Origin of the sequence: Oerskovia enterophila (assembly GCF_044748475.1) — a bacterium.
GTDB lineage: Bacteria > Actinomycetota > Actinomycetes > Actinomycetales > Cellulomonadaceae > Oerskovia > Oerskovia enterophila.
On record NZ_JBIVFZ010000003.1, the window covers coordinates 623832 to 640746 of the forward strand.

Here is a 16915-nt window from a genome sequence, read left to right on the forward strand (position 1 = left end):
AGCCGTGCCCGTGAACTCAACGAACCCCGCGACCAGCCTGCCCAGACGACTGTCGAAGGTTCTCATCGCCAACCGCGGGGAGATCGCGGTCCGTATCGCCCGCGCCTGCGCCGACGCCTCGATCGCGTCGGTCGCCGTCTACGCGGACTCCGACCGCGAGGCCCTGCACGTCCGCCTCGCCGACGAGGCGTACGCGCTCGACGGCGCACGCGCCGCCGACACCTACCTCGACGTCGCCAAGCTGCTCGACGTCGCACGCCGCGCGGGCGCCGACGCGGTGCACCCGGGCTACGGCTTCCTCGCCGAGAACGCCGGGTTCGCCCAGGCCGTGATCGACGCGGGCCTCGTCTGGATCGGCCCGCCCCCCGCCGCGATCGACGCGCTCGGCGACAAGGTGAGCGCCCGGCACATCGCGCACCGCGCCGGCGCTCCCCTGGTCCCGGGTACCCCGGACCCCGTCGCCGACGCGACCGAGGTCCACGCGTTCGCCGCCGAGCACGGCCTGCCCATCGCGATCAAGGCGGCCTTCGGCGGCGGCGGCCGCGGGCTCAAGGTCGCCCGCACGGTCGACGAGATCGACGAGCTGTTCGACTCCGCGGTCCGCGAGGCCACGGCCGCGTTCGGTCGCGGCGAGTGCTTCGTCGAGCGCTACCTGGACACCCCGCGCCACGTCGAGACCCAGTGCCTGGCCGACGAGCACGGCACGGTCGTGGTCGTCTCGACGCGCGACTGCTCGCTCCAGCGTCGCCACCAGAAGCTCGTCGAGGAGGCCCCCGCGCCGTTCCTGACCGACGAGCAGCAGGCCGAGCTCTACAAGGCGTCCGAGGCGATCCTGCGCGAGGCCGGGTACGTCGGCGCCGGGACCTGCGAGTTCCTCGTGGGCGCCGACGGCACCATCTCGTTCCTCGAGGTCAACACGCGACTGCAGGTCGAGCACCCGGTCTCCGAGGAGGTCACGGGCATCGACCTGGTGCGCGAGCAGCTGCGCATCGCGGCGGGCGAGCCGCTCGGCTACACCCAGGTCGCCACCCGGGGGCACTCGCTCGAGTTCCGCATCAACGGCGAGGACCCGGCCGCGAACTTCCTGCCGGCGCCCGGTCGCATCTCGCGCCTGCACTTCCCCAGCGGCCCGGGCGTACGCGTCGACAGCGGCGTGAGCGAGGGCGACGTCATCTCCGGTGCGTTCGACTCGATGATCGCCAAGGTCATCGTGACCGGCGCGACGCGCCTCGAGGCCGTCCAGCGGGCGCGGCGCGCGCTGCGCGAGATGGTCGTCGAGGGCATCCCGACGGTCGTCCCGTTCCACCGCGCGGTGCTCGACTCCGAGGACTTCGTCCCGACCGACGGCTCGGCGTTCCGCGTGCACACGCGCTGGATCGAGACCACGTTCGCCGACGAGCTGACCAAGCTCGCGCCGGCCACGCCCGCCCAGTCGCCCACCGAGGAGGACGAGGCCCCCGCGACCGAGCGCGTGGTCGTCGAGGTCGGCGGCAAGCGCCTCGAGGTCGTGCTCCCCGCGGGCCTCGGCATGGCGGCGGGCCGCGCCCGCTCGGCCAACGCGGCTCGCCGCCCCGCCCGTCGTTCGACCGCCAAGGCGGGCTCGAGCAACGGCACCACGCTGGCCTCGCCCATGCAGGGCACGATCGTCAAGGTCGCCGTGGCCGAGGGTGCCGTGGTCGCCGAGGGCGACCTCATCGTGGTCCTCGAGGCCATGAAGATGGAGCAGCCTCTCGTCGCGCACCGTGCGGGGCGCATCACGGGCCTGACGGCGGGCGTCGGCGCGAGCGTCAGCTCGGGCACCTCGATCTGCGAGATCACGGACGTGACCGAGGCGTCTGCCTGAGGTTCTTCCACCGAGACGCCGACGGGGTCCGGTCGGCACGCTCCACCGAGCGTGCCGGCCGGACCCCGTCGGCGTCTCCGGCGTCGGACGGTCAGACCGTGGTCGAGGTGTGCGCGTCCGCCGCACGCATGGCCCGGCGCCCCGAGGGAACCAGGGTCGCGACCGCGATCACGACGAACATGAGCGCGCCCGACACGATCAGGAGCGACTCGACCGAGTACCGGTCCGCGAGCGGGCCGAAGATCAGCATGCCGAGCGGCATCGCGAGCGCCATCACGATGCCGACGAACCCGAAGACACGCCCCTGCCGGTCGGGTTCGACCGTCTCCTGCAGGACCGTCATCGAGGTCGTGGCGAAAGCGGGCACGGCGACGCCGAGGAGGAACATGAACGTGAAGAAGACCCACATGTTCGTCGACAGGCCCAGACCGACCGAGAGCACGCCGAACACGAACGTCGCGCCGACGATCATCGCGACCCGGTTCTTGAGCCCGCCCCAGGTGGCGAGCAGCACGCCGCCGACGATCGCGCCGAACGAGAACGCGAGCTCGTTGGCCGTGAGCTTCCAGACCTCCTCGCCGAACGTCCGCACGACCATGAGCGGCGTGAGATAGGACGGGGCCACGATCAGCAGGAACACGATCGCGTAGAGGCCCAGGACCCAGCGCACGAAGGTGTGGCCGCGCAGGTAGCGCAGGCCGCCCACGAGGTCGTCGAAGTACCCGACCTTCTCGCCCGCCGCCAGGTCGGCGCGCAGCACCTTGGTCACGGGGATCAGCGCCAGGAGGCCGATCCCGATCACGGCCGTGACGACGTCGACGAAGAAGATCGCGACGATCGAGGCACTCGCGTAGACGCCTGCCGCGACCGCGGGGGCGAGCAGCGTCATGGCCGACTGGATCGACCCGTTGATGCCGTTGACCCGCATGAGCTTGCTCACCGGGACGAGCTGCGGGAGGAGCGAGGACACCGCGGGCATCTGGATCCCGGCACCGACCGAGCGGATCGCGAGCGCGGCGTAGATGAACCACAGGTCGTCGCTGCCCGAGAGCATGAGCAGCGCGAGGGCGAGGGTCGTGACCGCGATCGAGGCGTCGGCCGCGATGATCAGGAACTTGCGGTTGAGCCGGTCCGCCCAGACCCCGCCGAAGATCGACACGACCGCCTGAGGCAGGAACCCGAAGACGGTCGCGAGCGCCAGGACCGACCCGGACTTGGTCTCGAGCGTCAGGTGCCACATGATCGCGTACTGCACGAGCATCGACCCGAACAGCGAGACGGTCTGCCCACCCAGGAAGATCGTGGCGTCGCGACGCCAGCGCGGCTTGTCGGCCTCGTCGTCGGTCGGCGGCGGGCCGGACGGGCTGGCGGGGTCAGCCTGGTCTGCGGGCTCGGGCTGGCCCGCGGGACCGTAGGGAGCAGCCGCAGGATCGGCGGGCTCAGAAGGGTGGGAGGGACTGGCGTCGGCGCCTGTCGAGGCATCCTCTGCGGTCGGGTCGGACACGATGTTCGGCTCGGGATGACTCACCCGTCCATGGTGCGGGGCGCAGGACCGTGCGTCCACCGTATTCGGGCCCGTCGCCCGTCCGCAGACGGGTCGTCCGGCTCGGACCGCCCCCGGAGTCGCACGGCCGTCTCCCCGCCCGGTTCCCGCTCGCGGCACCGCCGTGGTGGCAGGGTGGGCCCGTGACGTCCGAACCGCCCGCACCGCTCCCCGCCGGGAGCCCCCGCGCCGCCCCTGCCCGGACCGTCGACCTGCTCACGGGACCGGTGCCGTCCCCGGGTCTGGTGCGCGCATCGTCGATCTCGGCCGTGGTCGCGGGCCTGGTCGCGGTCATGGTCTCGTTCGCCGGACCGTCGCTCATCATCCTGCAGGCCGCGCACGACGGCGGGCTCACGACGGCCCAGACGACCTCCTGGCTGTGGGCCGTCTCGATCGGCAGCGGACTGACGGGCGTGGTCCTGAGCCTGCTGACGCGTCAGCCCGTCATCACGGCATGGTCGACGCCCGGCGCCGCCCTGCTGCTCGGCACGCTGGGCGACTTCGCGTTCTCCGACGTCGTGGGCGCCTATCTCGTCGCGGCCGTGGCAGCGCTCGCGCTCGGCGCGAGCGGGGTGTTCGGACGGCTCCTGGCGGCCGTCCCGCCCCAGATCCTCTCGGCGCTGCTCGCGGGGGTCCTGCTCCCGTTCGTCCTGGGGGCGGTCGTGAGCGCAGTCGGCTCGCCCGCGATCGGGGCGAGCGTCGCGGTCGCGTTCGTCGTGGTGCGTCGCCTCGCGCCGCGCTACGCCGTCCTGGCGGCGCTGCTCGCCGGGGTCGTGGCGGCGCTCGTCGCGGGCGACGTCTCGCGCCCGACGACCGCGCTCGCCCTGGCCGTCCCCGAGTGGACCACCCCGACGCTCGACCTGGGCGCGGTCGTCGGGATCTCCGTCCCGCTCCTGCTCGTGACGCTGAGCGCCCAGAACGGCCCGGGCCTGGAGATGCTGCGCGCGAGCGGATACCGCCCGAACAGCCGGCTGCTGGTCGGCGGGACCGCGGCGGCCTGGGCCTTCCTCGCACCGTTCGGCGCGCACGGCATCAACCTGGCCGCGATCACCGCGGGCATCTGCACGGGCCCGGAGGCCCACGAGGACCGCACGCGCCGCTACGTCGCGGGGGTCGCGTGCGGCGTGGGGTACCTGGTCGTGGGGACGTTCGCGGGGAGCCTGGTCGGCCTGTTCCACGCCGTGCCGACGGCCCTGGTCACGACCGTCGCGGGCGTCGCGCTCGTCGGCGCGCTCACGGGCGCCCTCGCGGGGACCTTCGCCCCCGCGGCCTCGACGCCCGGCGCGAGCCCCTCTCCTGCGGCACTCGAGGCGGCCGTGCTGACGCTCGTCGTCACGACCTCGGGGATCGTGGTCGCCCACGTCGGGTCGGCGTTCTGGGGAGTCGTCGTCGGGCTCGTCACCTACGGGGTCCTCACGGTCGGCAGGCGTCGCCGCGCGGCGTGAGGGCCGCGCGGGCGCGGTGCGGGCCCGGGCCGCGTGGCGCCGTCGGGCCGGTCCTTCCTCCTGCCCGACGGCGGAGCCTCCGTTCTCTTCGCAGGTCCCCCTGCGGGGCTGACTGTCCACGACGTGGTCACCGCGGCCGGGCGCTGTCCCGGCGGGCCCGCCGGATGGCAGGGTGGGACCGTGACGATCCCGACCGAGCCCACGCCTCCGACCCCCACGACCGACGCGCCCCGCGCTCCCCGCCATCTCCAGCCCGGGGACGGCTGGGTCGAGTGCACGTGCGGCAGGCGGCACTGGGGGCTCGCGGGAGCCGCGGGCCTGCTCGTCGCGCGCCGGGGCGAGGACGGGCGCGTGAGCCACGTCCTGCTGCAGCACCGGGCGACCTGGAGCGACCAGGGCGGCACGTGGGGCGTGCCCGGTGGCGCGATCCACCCCGACGAGACGCCCGAGCAGGGCGCGCTGCGCGAAGCGCACGAGGAGGCCGGCGTGGACCCCGCACTCGTGACGATCGTCGGCGACCGGGTCCTGGACCACGGGCCGTGGCGATACACGACGGTGCTCGCGGAGGTCGTGCCGGGTGCGCACCTCGAGGCACGAGCGACCGACGCCGAGAGCCTCGAGATCGCGTGGGTCGCGGTCGAGGACGTCACCTCGCTCCCCCTGCTGGACGCGTTCCGGGACGCGTGGCCCGAGCTCGTGGGACGGTTCGCCGAGGTCCTCTGACGACGTCGGCCGCCGCGCGAGGGCCTGGCGCGCGAACGGCCCGTGGTCGCCCCTCGACGTACGAGGACCGGCCACGGGCCGTCCGACGCGTGGTCGCTAGCGGCCCGGCAGGTCGTCCTGGGCGGTCGCGACCTCGGTGGGTGCGGGCTCCTTCGCGGGTCCGTGCGGGACGAGCTTGAGCCCCACGACCGCGGCGATGATGCCCGCGATGAAGACGACCTTGCCGACGGAGGCGGACTCGTCGCCCGTCAGGATCGCGTAGGACACGGTCAGGGCCGCACCGATGCCGACCCACACCGCGTAGGCGGTGCCGATCGGGATGTGCTTGACGGCCCAGCCGAGCCCACCCATGCTGACGGCGAGCGCGACGAAGAAGACGATCGACGGGACGAGGTTCGAGAAGCCGTCGGACTGGCCCAGGGCCGTGGCCCAAACGGCCTCGAAGACGGCGCTGAGGAGCAGGACGATCCACGGCATGTCAGCTCACCACCTTGAGGCCGACCACGGAACCGACGAGCAGGACCAGGAGCAGCCCGCGCAGCCAGGTGAACCGCTCGACGCCGGTGAAGAATCCCCAGACGACCGTGAGCGTGGCGCCGATGCCGACCCACACCGCGTAGGCGGTACCCGTGGGCAGCGAGGTCATCGCCCAGGCGAGACCGACCATGCTCAGCGTCAGGGACAGGGCGAAGACGACCGTCGGTCGCTTGCGCGTGAAGTTCTCCGATGCGGACAGCGCCGTCGCCCAGACGGCCTCCAGCATCCCGGAGAGGACGAGGACAACCCAAGCCATGACAAGTAACCCCTCTGAGTCAGTCTTGTCCGTGCGGGTACTGCTCCCTCGTCCGCGCGTTCCTCGTCGGAGGAACTTGGTACCAGTGTACCAAGAGTGCGCCGCTGCGGCCAGGGAGAGGATCCAGGGTGGTGTGGGACAGGTCACGCGGACTCCGGTTCCCGCACCCGGGCGACGGGAGTACTGTTCTCGCGGAGGAAGGCAAGCCTTACCAAACTAGGACGCGAGTCCCAGGTCGGCCGGGCCCCACCGCTGCGACCACCGGCCGCCCCGGCCTCCGGCTCCCGGGCTCCCCCGCCCCGCGACCCGTCGAAGGACTCCCGTGTTCGCCAACTTCCTCATCGGCCTGCGTGAAGGCCTCGAGGCCGCGCTCGTCGTCAGCATCCTCGTCGCCTACCTGGTCAAGACCGGTCGGCGCGACCTGCTCCCGTACCTCTGGCTCGGGGTCGGCATCGCCGTGGCCGTCTCGATCGGCTTCGGCGCGGCCCTGACGTACGGGCCGCAGGGGCTGACGTTCGAGGCCCAGGAGGCCATCGGCGGCACGCTGTCGATCGTCGCGGTCGGACTCATCACGTGGATGATCTTCTGGATGGGCAAGACCGCCCGGCACCTCAAGACCGACCTGCAGCACAAGCTCGACGACGCAGTGGCGGCCGGGAAGTGGGCCGTGGTCGTCATGGCGCTGCTCGCCGTCGGGCGCGAGGGCCTCGAGACCGCGCTCTTCCTGTGGGCCGGCGCCCAGGCCACGGGCACCACGACCAAGCCGCTGCTCGGAGCCGTGCTCGGGCTGGCCGTGGCCGTCCTGCTCGGCTGGGCCGTCTACAAGGGTGCCGTCAAGCTCAACCTGCGCGTCTTCTTCGCCTGGACCGGCCTGTTCCTGATCGTCGTCGCCGCAGGAGTCCTCTCCTACGGCGTGCACGACCTCCAGGAGGCCGGCATCCTGCCCGGGCTGCACAACCTGGCGTTCGACGTCAGTGCGCAGATCCCGCCCTCGAGCTGGTACGGCACGGTCCTCAAGGGCGTCTTCAACTTCTCCCCCGCGACCACCTGGCTCGAGCTCGCCGCCTGGTGGCTCTACCTCGTCCCCACGCTGTTCTTCTTCGTCCGGACCGTCTGGTTCAGCGCGCCTCGCAGCAGTGCCCCCGCGCAGGCCAGCACCCCGGCAACCATCGTCACGACTCCCGGAGGAAACCGATGACCCGCTCACGGGCCACCCGCGTCGCAGCGCCGCTGCTCGCCGTCGCACTGCTCGTCCCCGCCCTGGCCGCCTGCACGCCCAACGACCCGCCCGCTGCCGGTGCGACCGGTGCCGCGGACGGTTCCGCGAAGCTCACGGTCGACTCCTCGGCCGACGCGTGCACGCTCTCGGCCGCCGAGGCGCCGTCGGGCAACATCGTCTTCAGCGTGACCAACACGGGAGACGACGTGACCGAGTTCTACCTGCTCGCCGAGGACGGCCTGCGGATCGTGTCCGAGGTCGAGAACATCGGCCCGGGCATCAGCCGCGACCTGGTCCTCACGGCCAAGCCCGGCCGGTACGTGACGGCCTGCAAGCCCGGCATGATCGGCGACGGCATCCGCTCCGACTTCACCGTGACCGACTCGGGCAAGGACGTCGAGCCCACGGGCGCGGTCGCCGACCAGATCGCCCTGGCCTCGACCAACTACGTCGCGTACGTCAAGGACCAGACCGAGCAGCTCCTCGAGGGCACCCAGGAGTTCGTGACCGCGTACAAGGCGGGCGACGACGAGGCGGCCAAGGCTCTCTACGCCCCGGTGCGCGTCCACTGGGAGCGCATCGAGCCCGTGGCCGAGTCGTTCGGCGACCTCGACCCCAAGATGGACCTGCGCGAGGCCGACCTCGAAGAGGGCCAGGAGTGGACCGGCTGGCACCTGCTCGAGAAGGACCTGTGGCAGCCCGCGCCCGACGCCAACGGCGGCGAGACCTACGTGGCCCTGACGCCCGAGCAGCGCACGCAGTACGCCGACCAGCTCCTCGCGGACACCCAGGAGCTCTTCGACCGCACGCACGAGGCGTCGTTCGCGGGCGGCATCGACGCGCCCGCGATCGGCAACGGCGCCAAGGGCCTGCTCGACGAGGTCGCGACGGGCAAGGTCACGGGCGAGGAGGAGATCTGGTCGCACACGGACCTGTGGGACTTCCAGGCCAACGTCGACGGCGCCAAGGTCGCCTACGACGGTCTGCGCGACGTGGTCTCGGCCAAGGACGAGAAGCTCGCCACGACGCTCGACGAGCGCTTCCAGGCCCTTCAGGGCCTGCTCGACGAGCAGAAGAAGGGCGACGGGTTCGTGCTCTACACCGACCTCACGCCCGAGCAGGTCAAGGCGCTCTCGCAGGCCGTGGACTCGCTGAGCGAGCCGCTCTCGCAGCTCACCGCCGCCGTGGTGCTCTGAGGACCGACGCACCATGACGACCTCGCCCGACCAGCCCGACGCTGGCTCCTCCGCCCTCGAGGGGCCCGACGCACCCAGTGGGACCGCCGGACCCGGTGACCCCACGCGACCGACCGAGCCGACCCGGGAGGCGCGCCGCATCTCGCGGCGGGCCGTCCTGGGGATGGCCGGCGTCGGGCTGGCCGGTGCGGGGCTCGCCGGGGGCTTCCTCGCGGGGAGCGCCACGGCCTCGGCGCGCGACACCGCGCCGAGCGCGGGCCCCGCCGAGGGGGACGGAGCGTTCGCGTTCCTGGGCGAGCACCAGGCGGGGATCACGACCCCGGTCCAGGACAGCCTGCACTTCGCGACCTGGGACGTCACGACCCAGGACCGCGACGAGGTCGTCGCGCTGCTGCGCGCCTGGACGGCCGCGGCCTCGCGCATGACGCAGGGCCTGCCCGCCGGGGAGTTCGGCCCCATGTCCGGTCCGTACGACGCGCCGCCGGACGACACGGGCGAGGCCGAGGGGCTGCCAGCCTCCGGACTGACGATCACGTTCGGGTTCGGCCCCTCGTTCTTCACGGCCGCCGACGGCTCTGCCCGCTTCGGCCTCGACGGGCGCAAGCCCGACCTCCTCGCCGACCTGCCGCACTTCCCGGGCGACATGCTCGAGGACGCGCGCTGCGGCGGGGACCTCGCCGTCCAGGCGTGCGCTAACGACCCGCAGGTCGCGGTCCACGCGATCCGCAACCTCGCGCGCATCGCGTTCGGGACGGCGTCGGTGCGGTGGAGCCAGCTCGGCTACGGGCGCACGTCGTCGACCACGACCGCTCAGCCCACGCCCCGGAACCTGTTCGGCTTCAAGGACGGCACGGCCAACATCACGTCCGAGGAGTCCTCGGCGATCGACGAGCACGTGTGGGTCGCGCCGGGCGACGGGGCCGACTGGCTCGCGGGCGGCTCGTACCTCGTCGCGCGCCGCATCCGCATGACGATCGAGACGTGGGACCGCGCTCCCCTGCGCGAGCAGGAGACCATCGTGGGGCGGACCAAGGGCTCGGGGGCGCCGCTGTCCGGCGGCGAGGAGCGCACCGAGCCCGACTTCGAGGCCGCGGGCCGCGGGGGTGTCCCGCTCATCGACCCGGCGTCCCACGTGCGCCTCGCGCACCCCACGAGCAACGGCGGCGCGCGCATGCTGCGCCGCGGCTACAACTACACCGACGGCTCGGACGGGCTGGGCCGGCTCGACGCTGGGCTGTTCTTCCTCGCGTACGTGCGCGACCCCGCGACGCAGTACGTGCCCATGCAGAACGCGCTCGCCAAGCACGACCTCATGAGCGAGTACCTGCGGCACACCGGCTCGGGGATCTGGGCCGTCCCGCGCGGGGTCGCCGAGGGGGCCACGCTGGGCGGGGACCAGGGTGCGTTCGTGGGTCAGGAGCTGTTCGCCTGACCCCGCCCGGGCCGGGGCGTCACCCGCGGACCCGGCCCGCCTCCTGGACCGCTGGACGGACCAGCTCGCCGTAGGCCTGGAGCGTCTCGTCGTTCGCGTCGTGCTGGAGGTACAGCGCGAACTGGTCGACGCCGAGCGCCTTGAGCTCGAGCAGCCGCTCGACGTGCCGCTCGGGCGGCCCGACCAGGCAGAAACGGTCCACGATCTCGTCGCTCACGAACGCGGTGTGCGTGTTCCCCGCGCGCCCGTGCTCGTTGTAGTCGTAGTCGACGCGCCCGGCCACGAAGTCGGTCAGGGCACGAGGGATGCGCGGGCCCGCGTCGCCGCCCGGCCCTGCGCCCGTGCTCTCCCCCGCCCCGTAGCGCGCGACGATCTCCGCGACGTGGTTGCCGACCATGCCGCCGAACCAGCGGCACTGGTCGTAGGCGTGGGCGAGCGACCGCCCGCCCGCGCTCCCACCCGTGCCTGTACCTGTGCCCGACGCCGAGTCTCCCGTCACGTACGCGGGTGCGGCCACGCAGATGGTCACCTCGGCCGGGTCGCGGCCGGCCTGCTCCGCGGCCTGGCGCACCGCGTCGATCGACCAGGCCACGATGTCGGGGTCGGCGAGCTGGAGGATGAAGCCGTCCCCGACCTCGCCCGCGAGCGCCAGGGCGCGCGGGCCGTACGCCGCGACCCACACGGGGGTGCGGCTGTCGGGCGCCCAGGGCAGGTGCAGGGTCGTGCCGTGGTACTCGACCGACCGTCCGCCGGCGAGCCCCCGGATGGTCGTGACGGCTGCCCGGAGCTCGGTCAGGGTCACGGGCTTGCCGTTGGTCACCCGGACCGCGGAGTCCCCGCGACCGATCCCGCAGACGGTGCGGTTGCCGAACATGTCGTTGAGGGTCGCGAAGAGCGAGGCGGTCACGGTCACGTCGCGCGTCGCGGGGTTGGTGACCATGGGCCCCACGGTCACGCGATGGGTCGCGGACAGGATCTGCGAGTAGATGACGAACGGCTCCTGCCACAGCAGGTGCGAGTCGAACGTCCACACGTGGCTGAAACCGTGGAGCTCGGCGCGGCGCGCGAGGTCGACCACGCGCCAGGCGGGCGGGTTGGTCTGCAGGACGACGCCCAGGTCGAGGCGCGCGGCGGTGCCTGCCGCGGTCATGGCTGGTTCCCGCCCGTCATCGCAGGTAGGCCGAGGTGCTGCGGCGCAGGTACCGACCGTGCCCGGGGTGCCCGTGATACTCGCCGTCCGAGATCAGGACCGTGCCGCGCGAGATCACGACGTCCACGTGCCCGTCGATCTCGAAGCCCTCCCACGCGGAGTGGTCCATGTTCATGTGGTGGGTCTTGCCGTTGCCGTCCGAGGGGTAGCCGATCGAGGTGTGCCCGGCGGGGTCGTAGACCACGACGTCGGCGTCGGCCCCCGGGGCCAGCACGCCCTTGCGGTCGCCCAGCCCGAACATGCGCGCCGGCGTCGTGCAGCACAGCTCGACCCAGCGCTCGAGCGAGATCTTCCCGTCGACCACGCCCTGGTACACGAGGTCGAGGCGGTGCTCGACGCCGCCGATCCCGTTGGGGATCTTGGAGAAGTCGCCGAGCCCGAGCTCCTTCTGCTCCTTGAAGCAGAACGGGCAGTGGTCGGTGCTCACGACCGACAGGTCACCCGTGCGCAGGTAGCGCCACAGCTCGTCCTGGTGCTCCTCGGCCCGCGAGCGCAGCGGGGTCGAGCAGACCCACTTGGCTCCCTCGAAACCGGGCGCCCCGAGCTGTTCCTCGAGCGAGAGGTACAGGTACTGCGGGCACGTCTCGCCGAACACGTTCCAGCCGTCGTCGCGGGCCCGGGCGAGCGTGGCCACGGCCTGCTTGGCCGACATGTGCACCACGTAGAGCGGGGCGCCCGCGAGCCGCGCGAGCATGATCGCGCGGTGCGTGGCCTCCTCCTCGGTCTCCCAGGGGCGCGTGGTGCCGTGGAAGTAGGGGGCCGTGTCGCCGCGGTCGAGGGCCTGACGCACGAGGACGTCGATCGCGATGCCGTTCTCGGCGTGCATCATGACCATCGAGCCGTTGGTCGCGGCCTTCTGCATGGCCCGCAGGATCTGGCCGTCGTCGCTGTAGAACACCCCGGGGTAGGCCATGAAGAGCTTGAAGCTCGTGATGCCCTCGGCCACGAGCTCGTCCATGGCCTTGAGCGAGTCGTCGTCGACCCCGCCGAGGATCTGGTGGAACCCGTAGTCCACGGCGCAGTTCCCCTCGGCCTTGGCGAACCAGGCGGCGAGCGAGTCCTGGACCCGCTCCCCGGTGCGCTGGACCGCGAAGTCGACGATCGTCGTCGTGCCTCCCCAGGCCGCGGCGCGCGTCCCGGTCTCGAACGTGTCCGAGGCGGCCGTGCCGCCGAACGGCAGCTCCATGTGGGTGTGCGGGTCCACCGCGCCCGGGATCACGTACTTGCCGGTCGCGTCGATCACGGTCTGCGCGACCGAGGCGAGGTCCACGCCGAGCGTCGTGTCGCCCGGGCGCACGAGCGCGGCGACCTGCTCGCCGTCGAGCAGGACGTCGGCGCGCGAGCGCCCCGTGGGCCCGACGACGGTGCCACCCGTGATGAGGGTCAGTGCCATGGTGCGGTCCTCTCGTTCGTCGGTCGGTCTTCTGTGCGGGGGCCGGCTCCGAGCTGACGAAGTGCCTGCTCGGGGCCCTCGGCTCAGGGCGCCGTCAGCGGGCCGTACGCGTCCGGGCGGCGGTCGCGGTAGAACTGCCAGCGGTTGCGGACCTCGGTCAGCAGGTCGAGGTCGAGGTCGCGGACCACGAGCTCCTCCTCGTAGGCGTCTGCCGTCTCCCCCACGAACGCTCCCTCGGGGCTCACGAAGTAGCTCGTGCCGTAGAAGTCGTTCGACCCGAGCTCCTCGAACCCGACCCGGTTGATGGCCCCGACGTAGTACTCGTTGGCCACGGCCGCCGCAGGCTGCTCGAGCTTCCACAGGTAGTTCGACAGGCCGCGGCTCGTGGCGCTCGGGTTGAACACGACGGTCGCCCCGGCCAGGCCCAGGGCCCGCCACCCCTCGGGGAAGTGCCGGTCGTAGCAGATGTAGACCCCGATCCGCCCGACCGCGGTGTCGAAGACGGGGTAGCCGAGGTTCCCGGGGCGGAAGTAGAACTTCTCCCAGAACCCAGGCAGGTGCGGGATGTGGGTCTTGCGGTACTTGCCCAGGTAGCTGCCGTCGGCGTCGATCACGGCAGCGGTGTTGTAGAGGATCCCGGGCTGCTCGAGCTCGTACACGGGCAGGACGATCACGATGCCCAGCTCCCGGGCGAGAGCCGCGAAACGCTCGGTCGTGGGGCCCGGCACCGGCTCGGCGTAGGAGTAGAACGCGGCGTCCTCGACCTGGGGGAAGTAGGGAGCGTTGAACACCTCCTGGAAGCAGATGACCTTCGCCCCCTGGTCCGCGGCCAGACGTGTGAACGTCTCGTGGGCCGCGAGCATGGACTCCTGGTCGCCGGTCCAGCGGACCTGGGTGAGGGCGGCTCGCACGATCATGGGTTCTCCTCGGGTCTGTGTGGCTGCTGGGTCGGCGGGTCTCCTGCGGGTGGCGGTCCGGCTGGTCCGGCCGGGCCCACCGCCTCGGAGGGCGGGTGCGGTCAGGTGGGCGAGGGGTCGACGACGTACCGGTCGGCGACGTCGAGAGCGGCGTCGATCACGTCGAGGCCGTGCTCGAGGTCCTCGACCGACGTCACGAGCGGTGGGGCGAGGTGCAGCCGGTTGACCTGGGGGAAGGGCCAGACGCCGCCCGCCGTCACGGCCGCGACGACCTGCGCCATGGGCGCGTTCTGGGCAGCCGTCCCCTGGAAGGGCACGAAGCGCTCGCGCGTGGCGGGGTCGCGGACGAGCTCGATCGCCCACAGGAACCCGAGCCCGCGCACCTCCCCCACGCTCGGGTGGCGGGCTGCCATGTCACGCAGGCGCGCGCCGATCACCTTCTCGCCCAGCGTGCGGACGCGGTCGAGGATCCCCTGCTCCTCGAAGACCCGGATGCTCGCGACGCCCGGCGCGCACGCGAGCGGGTGCCCCGAGTAGGTCAGGCCGCCGGGGAACGCAGCACGGTCGAAGCTCGCGGCCACGCGCTCGGAGATGATGACGCCGCCGAGCGGCACGTACCCGGAGTTCACTCCCTTGGCGAAGACCACGAGGTCCGGCACCACCCCCCAGCGGTCCACCGCGAACCACTCGCCCACGCGACCGAACCCGACCATGACCTCGTCGGCGACGTACAGGATGCCGTGCTCGTCGCACAGCTCGCGGACGCCCGCGAGGTAGCCGTCGGGCGGGACGAGCACGCCGTTGGTCCCCACGACCGTCTCAAGCAGGATCGCCGCGATCGTCGCGGGGCCCTCGAGCTCGACGACCTCGCGCAGGTGGCGCAGCGCTGCCACGCACTCCTCGGTGTCGTCGGCGGCGCCGAACGCCGAGCGGTAGGTGTAGGGCCCGAAGAAGTGCCGCACGCCCGGGTCCACCTCGTTCGGCCAGCGGCGAGGGTCCCCCGTGGCCGTCACGGCCGTGCCGGTGTTCCCGTGGTACGAGCGGTAGGCCGCCAGGACCTTCTGGCGCCCCGTGTGGCGACGTGCGAGCCGCACGGCGTTCTCGACCGCGTCGGCGCCGCCGTTGGTGAAGAACACGCGGGTCAGCCCGCCGTCGGCGCCTCCTGGCGCGCGCTCGACGACGAGCCGCGCGAGCTCGCTGCGGACAGGGTTCGCGAACGACGGCGCGACCGTCGCGAGACGCCCGGCCTGCTCCTGGATCGCGCCCACGAGCGCGGGGTGCTGGTGCCCGAGGTTGAGGTTGATCAGCTGTGACGCGAAGTCCAGGTAGCGCCGCCCGTCCGTGTCCCAGAACCAGGCCCCCTCGCCGCCCGCGATGGTCACGGGGTGGATCAGCTCCTGGGCCGACCACGAGTAGAAGACGTGGGCGTCCTCGCGGTCGCGCCGCCCCGTGCCCGTCGCCTCGTCCGTCATGCGCCGGTCCTCCGTCCGGTCGTCGGCCCGCTGCCCGCGCTGGGTCGCGCGGCCGCCGCCGATGCCTGTCTCCACCTGCCGTCGCGTGCGGTCACGTGGGGTCACCTGTTCCGGGGGAAGCCGAGGTCGATCGTGCTCGTCGCCGGGTCGGGCCAGCGCGACGTCACGACCTTGGTCCGGGTCGAGAAGTGGATGGCCTCGGGTCCGTAGATGTGCGAGTCCCCGAACAGCGAGCCCTTCCAGCCCCCGAACGAGTAGTAGCCGACGGGCACCGGGATGGGCACGTTGATCCCGATCATCCCGGCCTGCGCCTCGACCTCGAAGCGTCGGGCCGCGCCCCCGTCGCGCGTGAAGATCGCCGCCCCGTTGCCGTAGGGGTTCTCGTTGACGAGGCGCAGCGCGTCGTCGAACGTCCGGACGCGGACGACCGAGAGCACGGGGCCGAACACCTCCTCGCGGTACACGGTGTGCTCGGCCAGCACGTGGTCGACCAGGCTGGGTCGCAGGAAGAACCCGCCGCTCACGTCCACGCCGTCGGCCCCGGGGGCCACGGGCGGCCCCGCGCGTCCGTCCACGACGAGGCTCGCGCCCTCGTCGAGCGCGCTCTGCACGCGCGACGCGACGCGGTCGCGGTGCTCGGCCGTGATGAGCGGCCCCATCTGCGAGGTGGGGTCGTTCCCCGGCCCGACGACGAGCCCCTCCACGCGCGTCCGGATCGCCTCGACCAGCCGGTCGCCGATCTCACCGACCGCGACCACGACCGAGATCGCCATGCACCGTTCTCCCGCGGACCCGTACCCCGCCGAGACCGCAGCGTCCGCCGCGGCGTCGAGCTCGGCGTCGGGCAGGACGACGAGGTGGTTCTTCGCCCCGCCCAGGGCCTGGACCCTCTTGCCGTGGCGCGTGCCCGTCTCGTAGACGTGCCGCGCGACGGGCGTCGAGCCGACGAAGCTGACCGCCGCGACGTCGGGGTGCTCCAGGAGCCGGTCGACCGCGACCCGGTCGCCCTGCACCACGTTGACGACGCCGTCCGGCAGCCCCGCCTGCGCGAGCAGGCGCACGAGCAGCAGGGAGACCGAGGGGTCTCGCTCGCTGGGCTTGAGGACGAACGTGTTGCCGCACGCGATAGCCGTCGGGATCATCCACAGGGGCACCATGGCTGGGAAGTTGAACGGCGTGATGCCTGCCATGACGCCCAGCGGCTGCTTGACCTCGTGGACGTCCACGCCCGTCGCGACCTGCTGGCTGAACCCGCCCTTGAGCAGGTGCGGGATCCCCGCGGCGAACTCGACGTTCTCGAGCGCGCGCGAGACCTCGCCCTCGGCATCGCTCACGACCTTGCCGTGCTCGGCCGAGACCAGGTGCGCGATCTCGTCGCGGTGCGAGCGCAGGAGCTCGTGGAACGCGAAGAGGATCTCGACGCGCCGGGACAGGCCCGTCGAGGCCCAGCCCGGGAAGGCCGCGAGCGCCGCGGCGACGGCCCGGTCGACGTCGTCCACGGAGGCCAGCGCGACGTGCGCCGTGACGTGTCCCGTGGCGGGGTCGTGGACCGGGCCGAACCTCTCGGCCTCTCGCACGGGTCGGCCCCCGACGACGTGGCCGACCACCCCGGCAGGCGGGGCGGGGACGGTGCTCGTCATGCTGGCCTCCCTCCCGGGCGTGGCTCGGTGAGCGGTGGCCCGGGTCGTCGACGACTGCTTCTCAGTGTGGCACGATCGCCCTGTTTCTG

14 protein-coding genes and 1 riboswitch are annotated in these 16915 nt (G+C 72.6%); of the genes, 6 read left to right on the forward strand and 8 right to left on the reverse strand.

The genetic code is table 11. The annotated features are described in order from the left end of the window. Positions 1–10 precede the first annotated feature (10 nt). On the forward strand, positions 11–1843 hold the full coding sequence (locus tag ACIPWA_RS12165; RefSeq protein ID WP_369819014.1) for an acetyl/propionyl/methylcrotonyl-CoA carboxylase subunit alpha: 1833 nt from the start codon (positions 11–13) through the stop codon (positions 1841–1843). Positions 1844–1934: 91 nt separating this feature from the next. Here ACIPWA_RS12165 and ACIPWA_RS12170 read toward each other — a convergent pair whose 3' ends face one another. Beyond that, positions 1935–3371 carry an MFS transporter gene (locus ACIPWA_RS12170; protein WP_400290448.1) on the reverse strand — a complete coding sequence of 479 codons (1437 nt, stop codon included), beginning with the start codon at positions 3369–3371 and terminating at the stop codon, positions 1935–1937. Between the two features lie 158 nt (positions 3372–3529). Between ACIPWA_RS12170 and ACIPWA_RS12175 the strand changes: the two genes are divergently transcribed. Both ACIPWA_RS12175 and ACIPWA_RS12180 read left to right on the forward strand, forming a co-directional pair. Next, a complete protein-coding gene (locus ACIPWA_RS12175; protein ID WP_400290450.1) occupies positions 3530–4831 on the forward strand; it encodes a benzoate/H(+) symporter BenE family transporter in 1302 nt (433 codons plus the stop codon). A gap of 180 nt (positions 4832–5011) precedes the next feature. Further along, positions 5012–5554, forward strand: a complete 543-nt coding sequence (locus tag ACIPWA_RS12180) for an NUDIX hydrolase (protein WP_400290452.1) — start codon at positions 5012–5014, stop codon at positions 5552–5554. 96 nt (positions 5555–5650) lie between these two features. Here ACIPWA_RS12180 and ACIPWA_RS12185 read toward each other — a convergent pair whose 3' ends face one another. Both ACIPWA_RS12185 and ACIPWA_RS12190 read right to left on the reverse strand, forming a co-directional pair. Next, complete coding sequence (locus ACIPWA_RS12185; protein WP_400290454.1) at positions 5651–6031, reverse strand: DMT family transporter; 381 nt, start codon at positions 6029–6031, stop codon at positions 5651–5653. 1 nt (position 6032) lies between these two features. Continuing rightward, positions 6033–6347 (reverse strand): DMT family transporter, encoded by a 315-nt coding sequence (locus ACIPWA_RS12190; protein ID WP_400290456.1) that lies wholly within the window; start codon positions 6345–6347, stop codon positions 6033–6035. Between the two features lie 13 nt (positions 6348–6360). Beyond that, a riboswitch (guanidine-III (ykkC-III) riboswitch) is annotated at positions 6361–6428 on the reverse strand. 241 nt (positions 6429–6669) lie between these two features. On the opposite strand from ACIPWA_RS12190, the gene efeU reads away from it, so the two are divergent. From efeU to efeB, 3 genes are read left to right on the forward strand one after another with little or no spacing between them, the layout of a single operon-like run. Then, on the forward strand, positions 6670–7545 hold the full coding sequence (gene efeU / locus ACIPWA_RS12195; protein WP_068625350.1) for an iron uptake transporter permease EfeU: 876 nt from the start codon (positions 6670–6672) through the stop codon (positions 7543–7545). Then, complete coding sequence (efeO, locus tag ACIPWA_RS12200) at positions 7542–8762, forward strand: iron uptake system protein EfeO (protein ID WP_400290458.1); 1221 nt, start codon at positions 7542–7544, stop codon at positions 8760–8762. Before efeU ends, efeO begins: the two co-directional genes overlap by 4 nt. Positions 8763–8775: 13 nt before the next feature. Beyond that, complete coding sequence (gene efeB, locus ACIPWA_RS12205) at positions 8776–10194, forward strand: iron uptake transporter deferrochelatase/peroxidase subunit (protein WP_400290460.1); 1419 nt, start codon at positions 8776–8778, stop codon at positions 10192–10194. Positions 10195–10213: 19 nt separating this feature from the next. On the opposite strand, the gene ACIPWA_RS12210 is transcribed toward efeB, so the two are convergent. The 5 genes from ACIPWA_RS12210 to ACIPWA_RS12230 form a co-directional block, all read right to left on the reverse strand. Further along, positions 10214–11344 (reverse strand): TIGR03842 family LLM class F420-dependent oxidoreductase, encoded by a 1131-nt coding sequence (locus ACIPWA_RS12210; RefSeq protein ID WP_400290462.1) that lies wholly within the window; start codon positions 11342–11344, stop codon positions 10214–10216. A gap of 16 nt (positions 11345–11360) precedes the next feature. Next, the gene (gene hydA, locus ACIPWA_RS12215; RefSeq protein ID WP_400290464.1) at positions 11361–12797 is read right to left on the reverse strand and encodes a dihydropyrimidinase; all 1437 of its coding nucleotides are present in this window, start codon (positions 12795–12797) and stop codon (positions 11361–11363) included. Between the two features lie 83 nt (positions 12798–12880). Beyond that, a complete protein-coding gene (locus ACIPWA_RS12220; protein ID WP_056650364.1) occupies positions 12881–13714 on the reverse strand; it encodes a nitrilase-related carbon-nitrogen hydrolase in 834 nt (277 codons plus the stop codon). A 101-nt stretch (positions 13715–13815) separates the two neighbouring features. Next, complete coding sequence (locus ACIPWA_RS12225) at positions 13816–15186, reverse strand: aspartate aminotransferase family protein (RefSeq protein WP_400290467.1); 1371 nt, start codon at positions 15184–15186, stop codon at positions 13816–13818. Between the two features lie 101 nt (positions 15187–15287). Continuing rightward, positions 15288–16826 carry a CoA-acylating methylmalonate-semialdehyde dehydrogenase gene (locus ACIPWA_RS12230; RefSeq protein WP_400290470.1) on the reverse strand — a complete coding sequence of 513 codons (1539 nt, stop codon included), beginning with the start codon at positions 16824–16826 and terminating at the stop codon, positions 15288–15290. Positions 16827–16915: the final 89 nt, after the last annotated feature.

Bases quoted from the DNA above. Each gene is read 5' to 3' on its own strand.
- ACIPWA_RS12185 (WP_400290454.1), bottom strand. From the start codon at position 6,031: ATGCCGTGGATCGTCCTGCTCCTCAGCGCCGTCTTCGAGGCCGTTTGG.
- ACIPWA_RS12190 (WP_400290456.1), bottom strand. From the start codon at position 6,347: ATGGCTTGGGTTGTCCTCGTCCTCTCCGGGATGCTGGAGGCCGTCTGG.
- efeO (WP_400290458.1), top strand. From the start codon at position 7,542: ATGACCCGCTCACGGGCCACCCGCGTCGCAGCGCCGCTGCTCGCCGTC.
- efeB (WP_400290460.1), top strand. From the start codon at position 8,776: ATGACGACCTCGCCCGACCAGCCCGACGCTGGCTCCTCCGCCCTCGAG.
- ACIPWA_RS12210 (WP_400290462.1), bottom strand. From the start codon at position 11,344: ATGACCGCGGCAGGCACCGCCGCGCGCCTCGACCTGGGCGTCGTCCTG.
- hydA (WP_400290464.1), bottom strand. From the start codon at position 12,797: ATGGCACTGACCCTCATCACGGGTGGCACCGTCGTCGGGCCCACGGGG.
- ACIPWA_RS12220 (WP_056650364.1), bottom strand. From the start codon at position 13,714: ATGATCGTGCGAGCCGCCCTCACCCAGGTCCGCTGGACCGGCGACCAG.
- ACIPWA_RS12225 (WP_400290467.1), bottom strand. From the start codon at position 15,186: ATGACGGACGAGGCGACGGGCACGGGGCGGCGCGACCGCGAGGACGCC.
- ACIPWA_RS12230 (WP_400290470.1), bottom strand. From the start codon at position 16,826: ATGACGAGCACCGTCCCCGCCCCGCCTGCCGGGGTGGTCGGCCACGTC.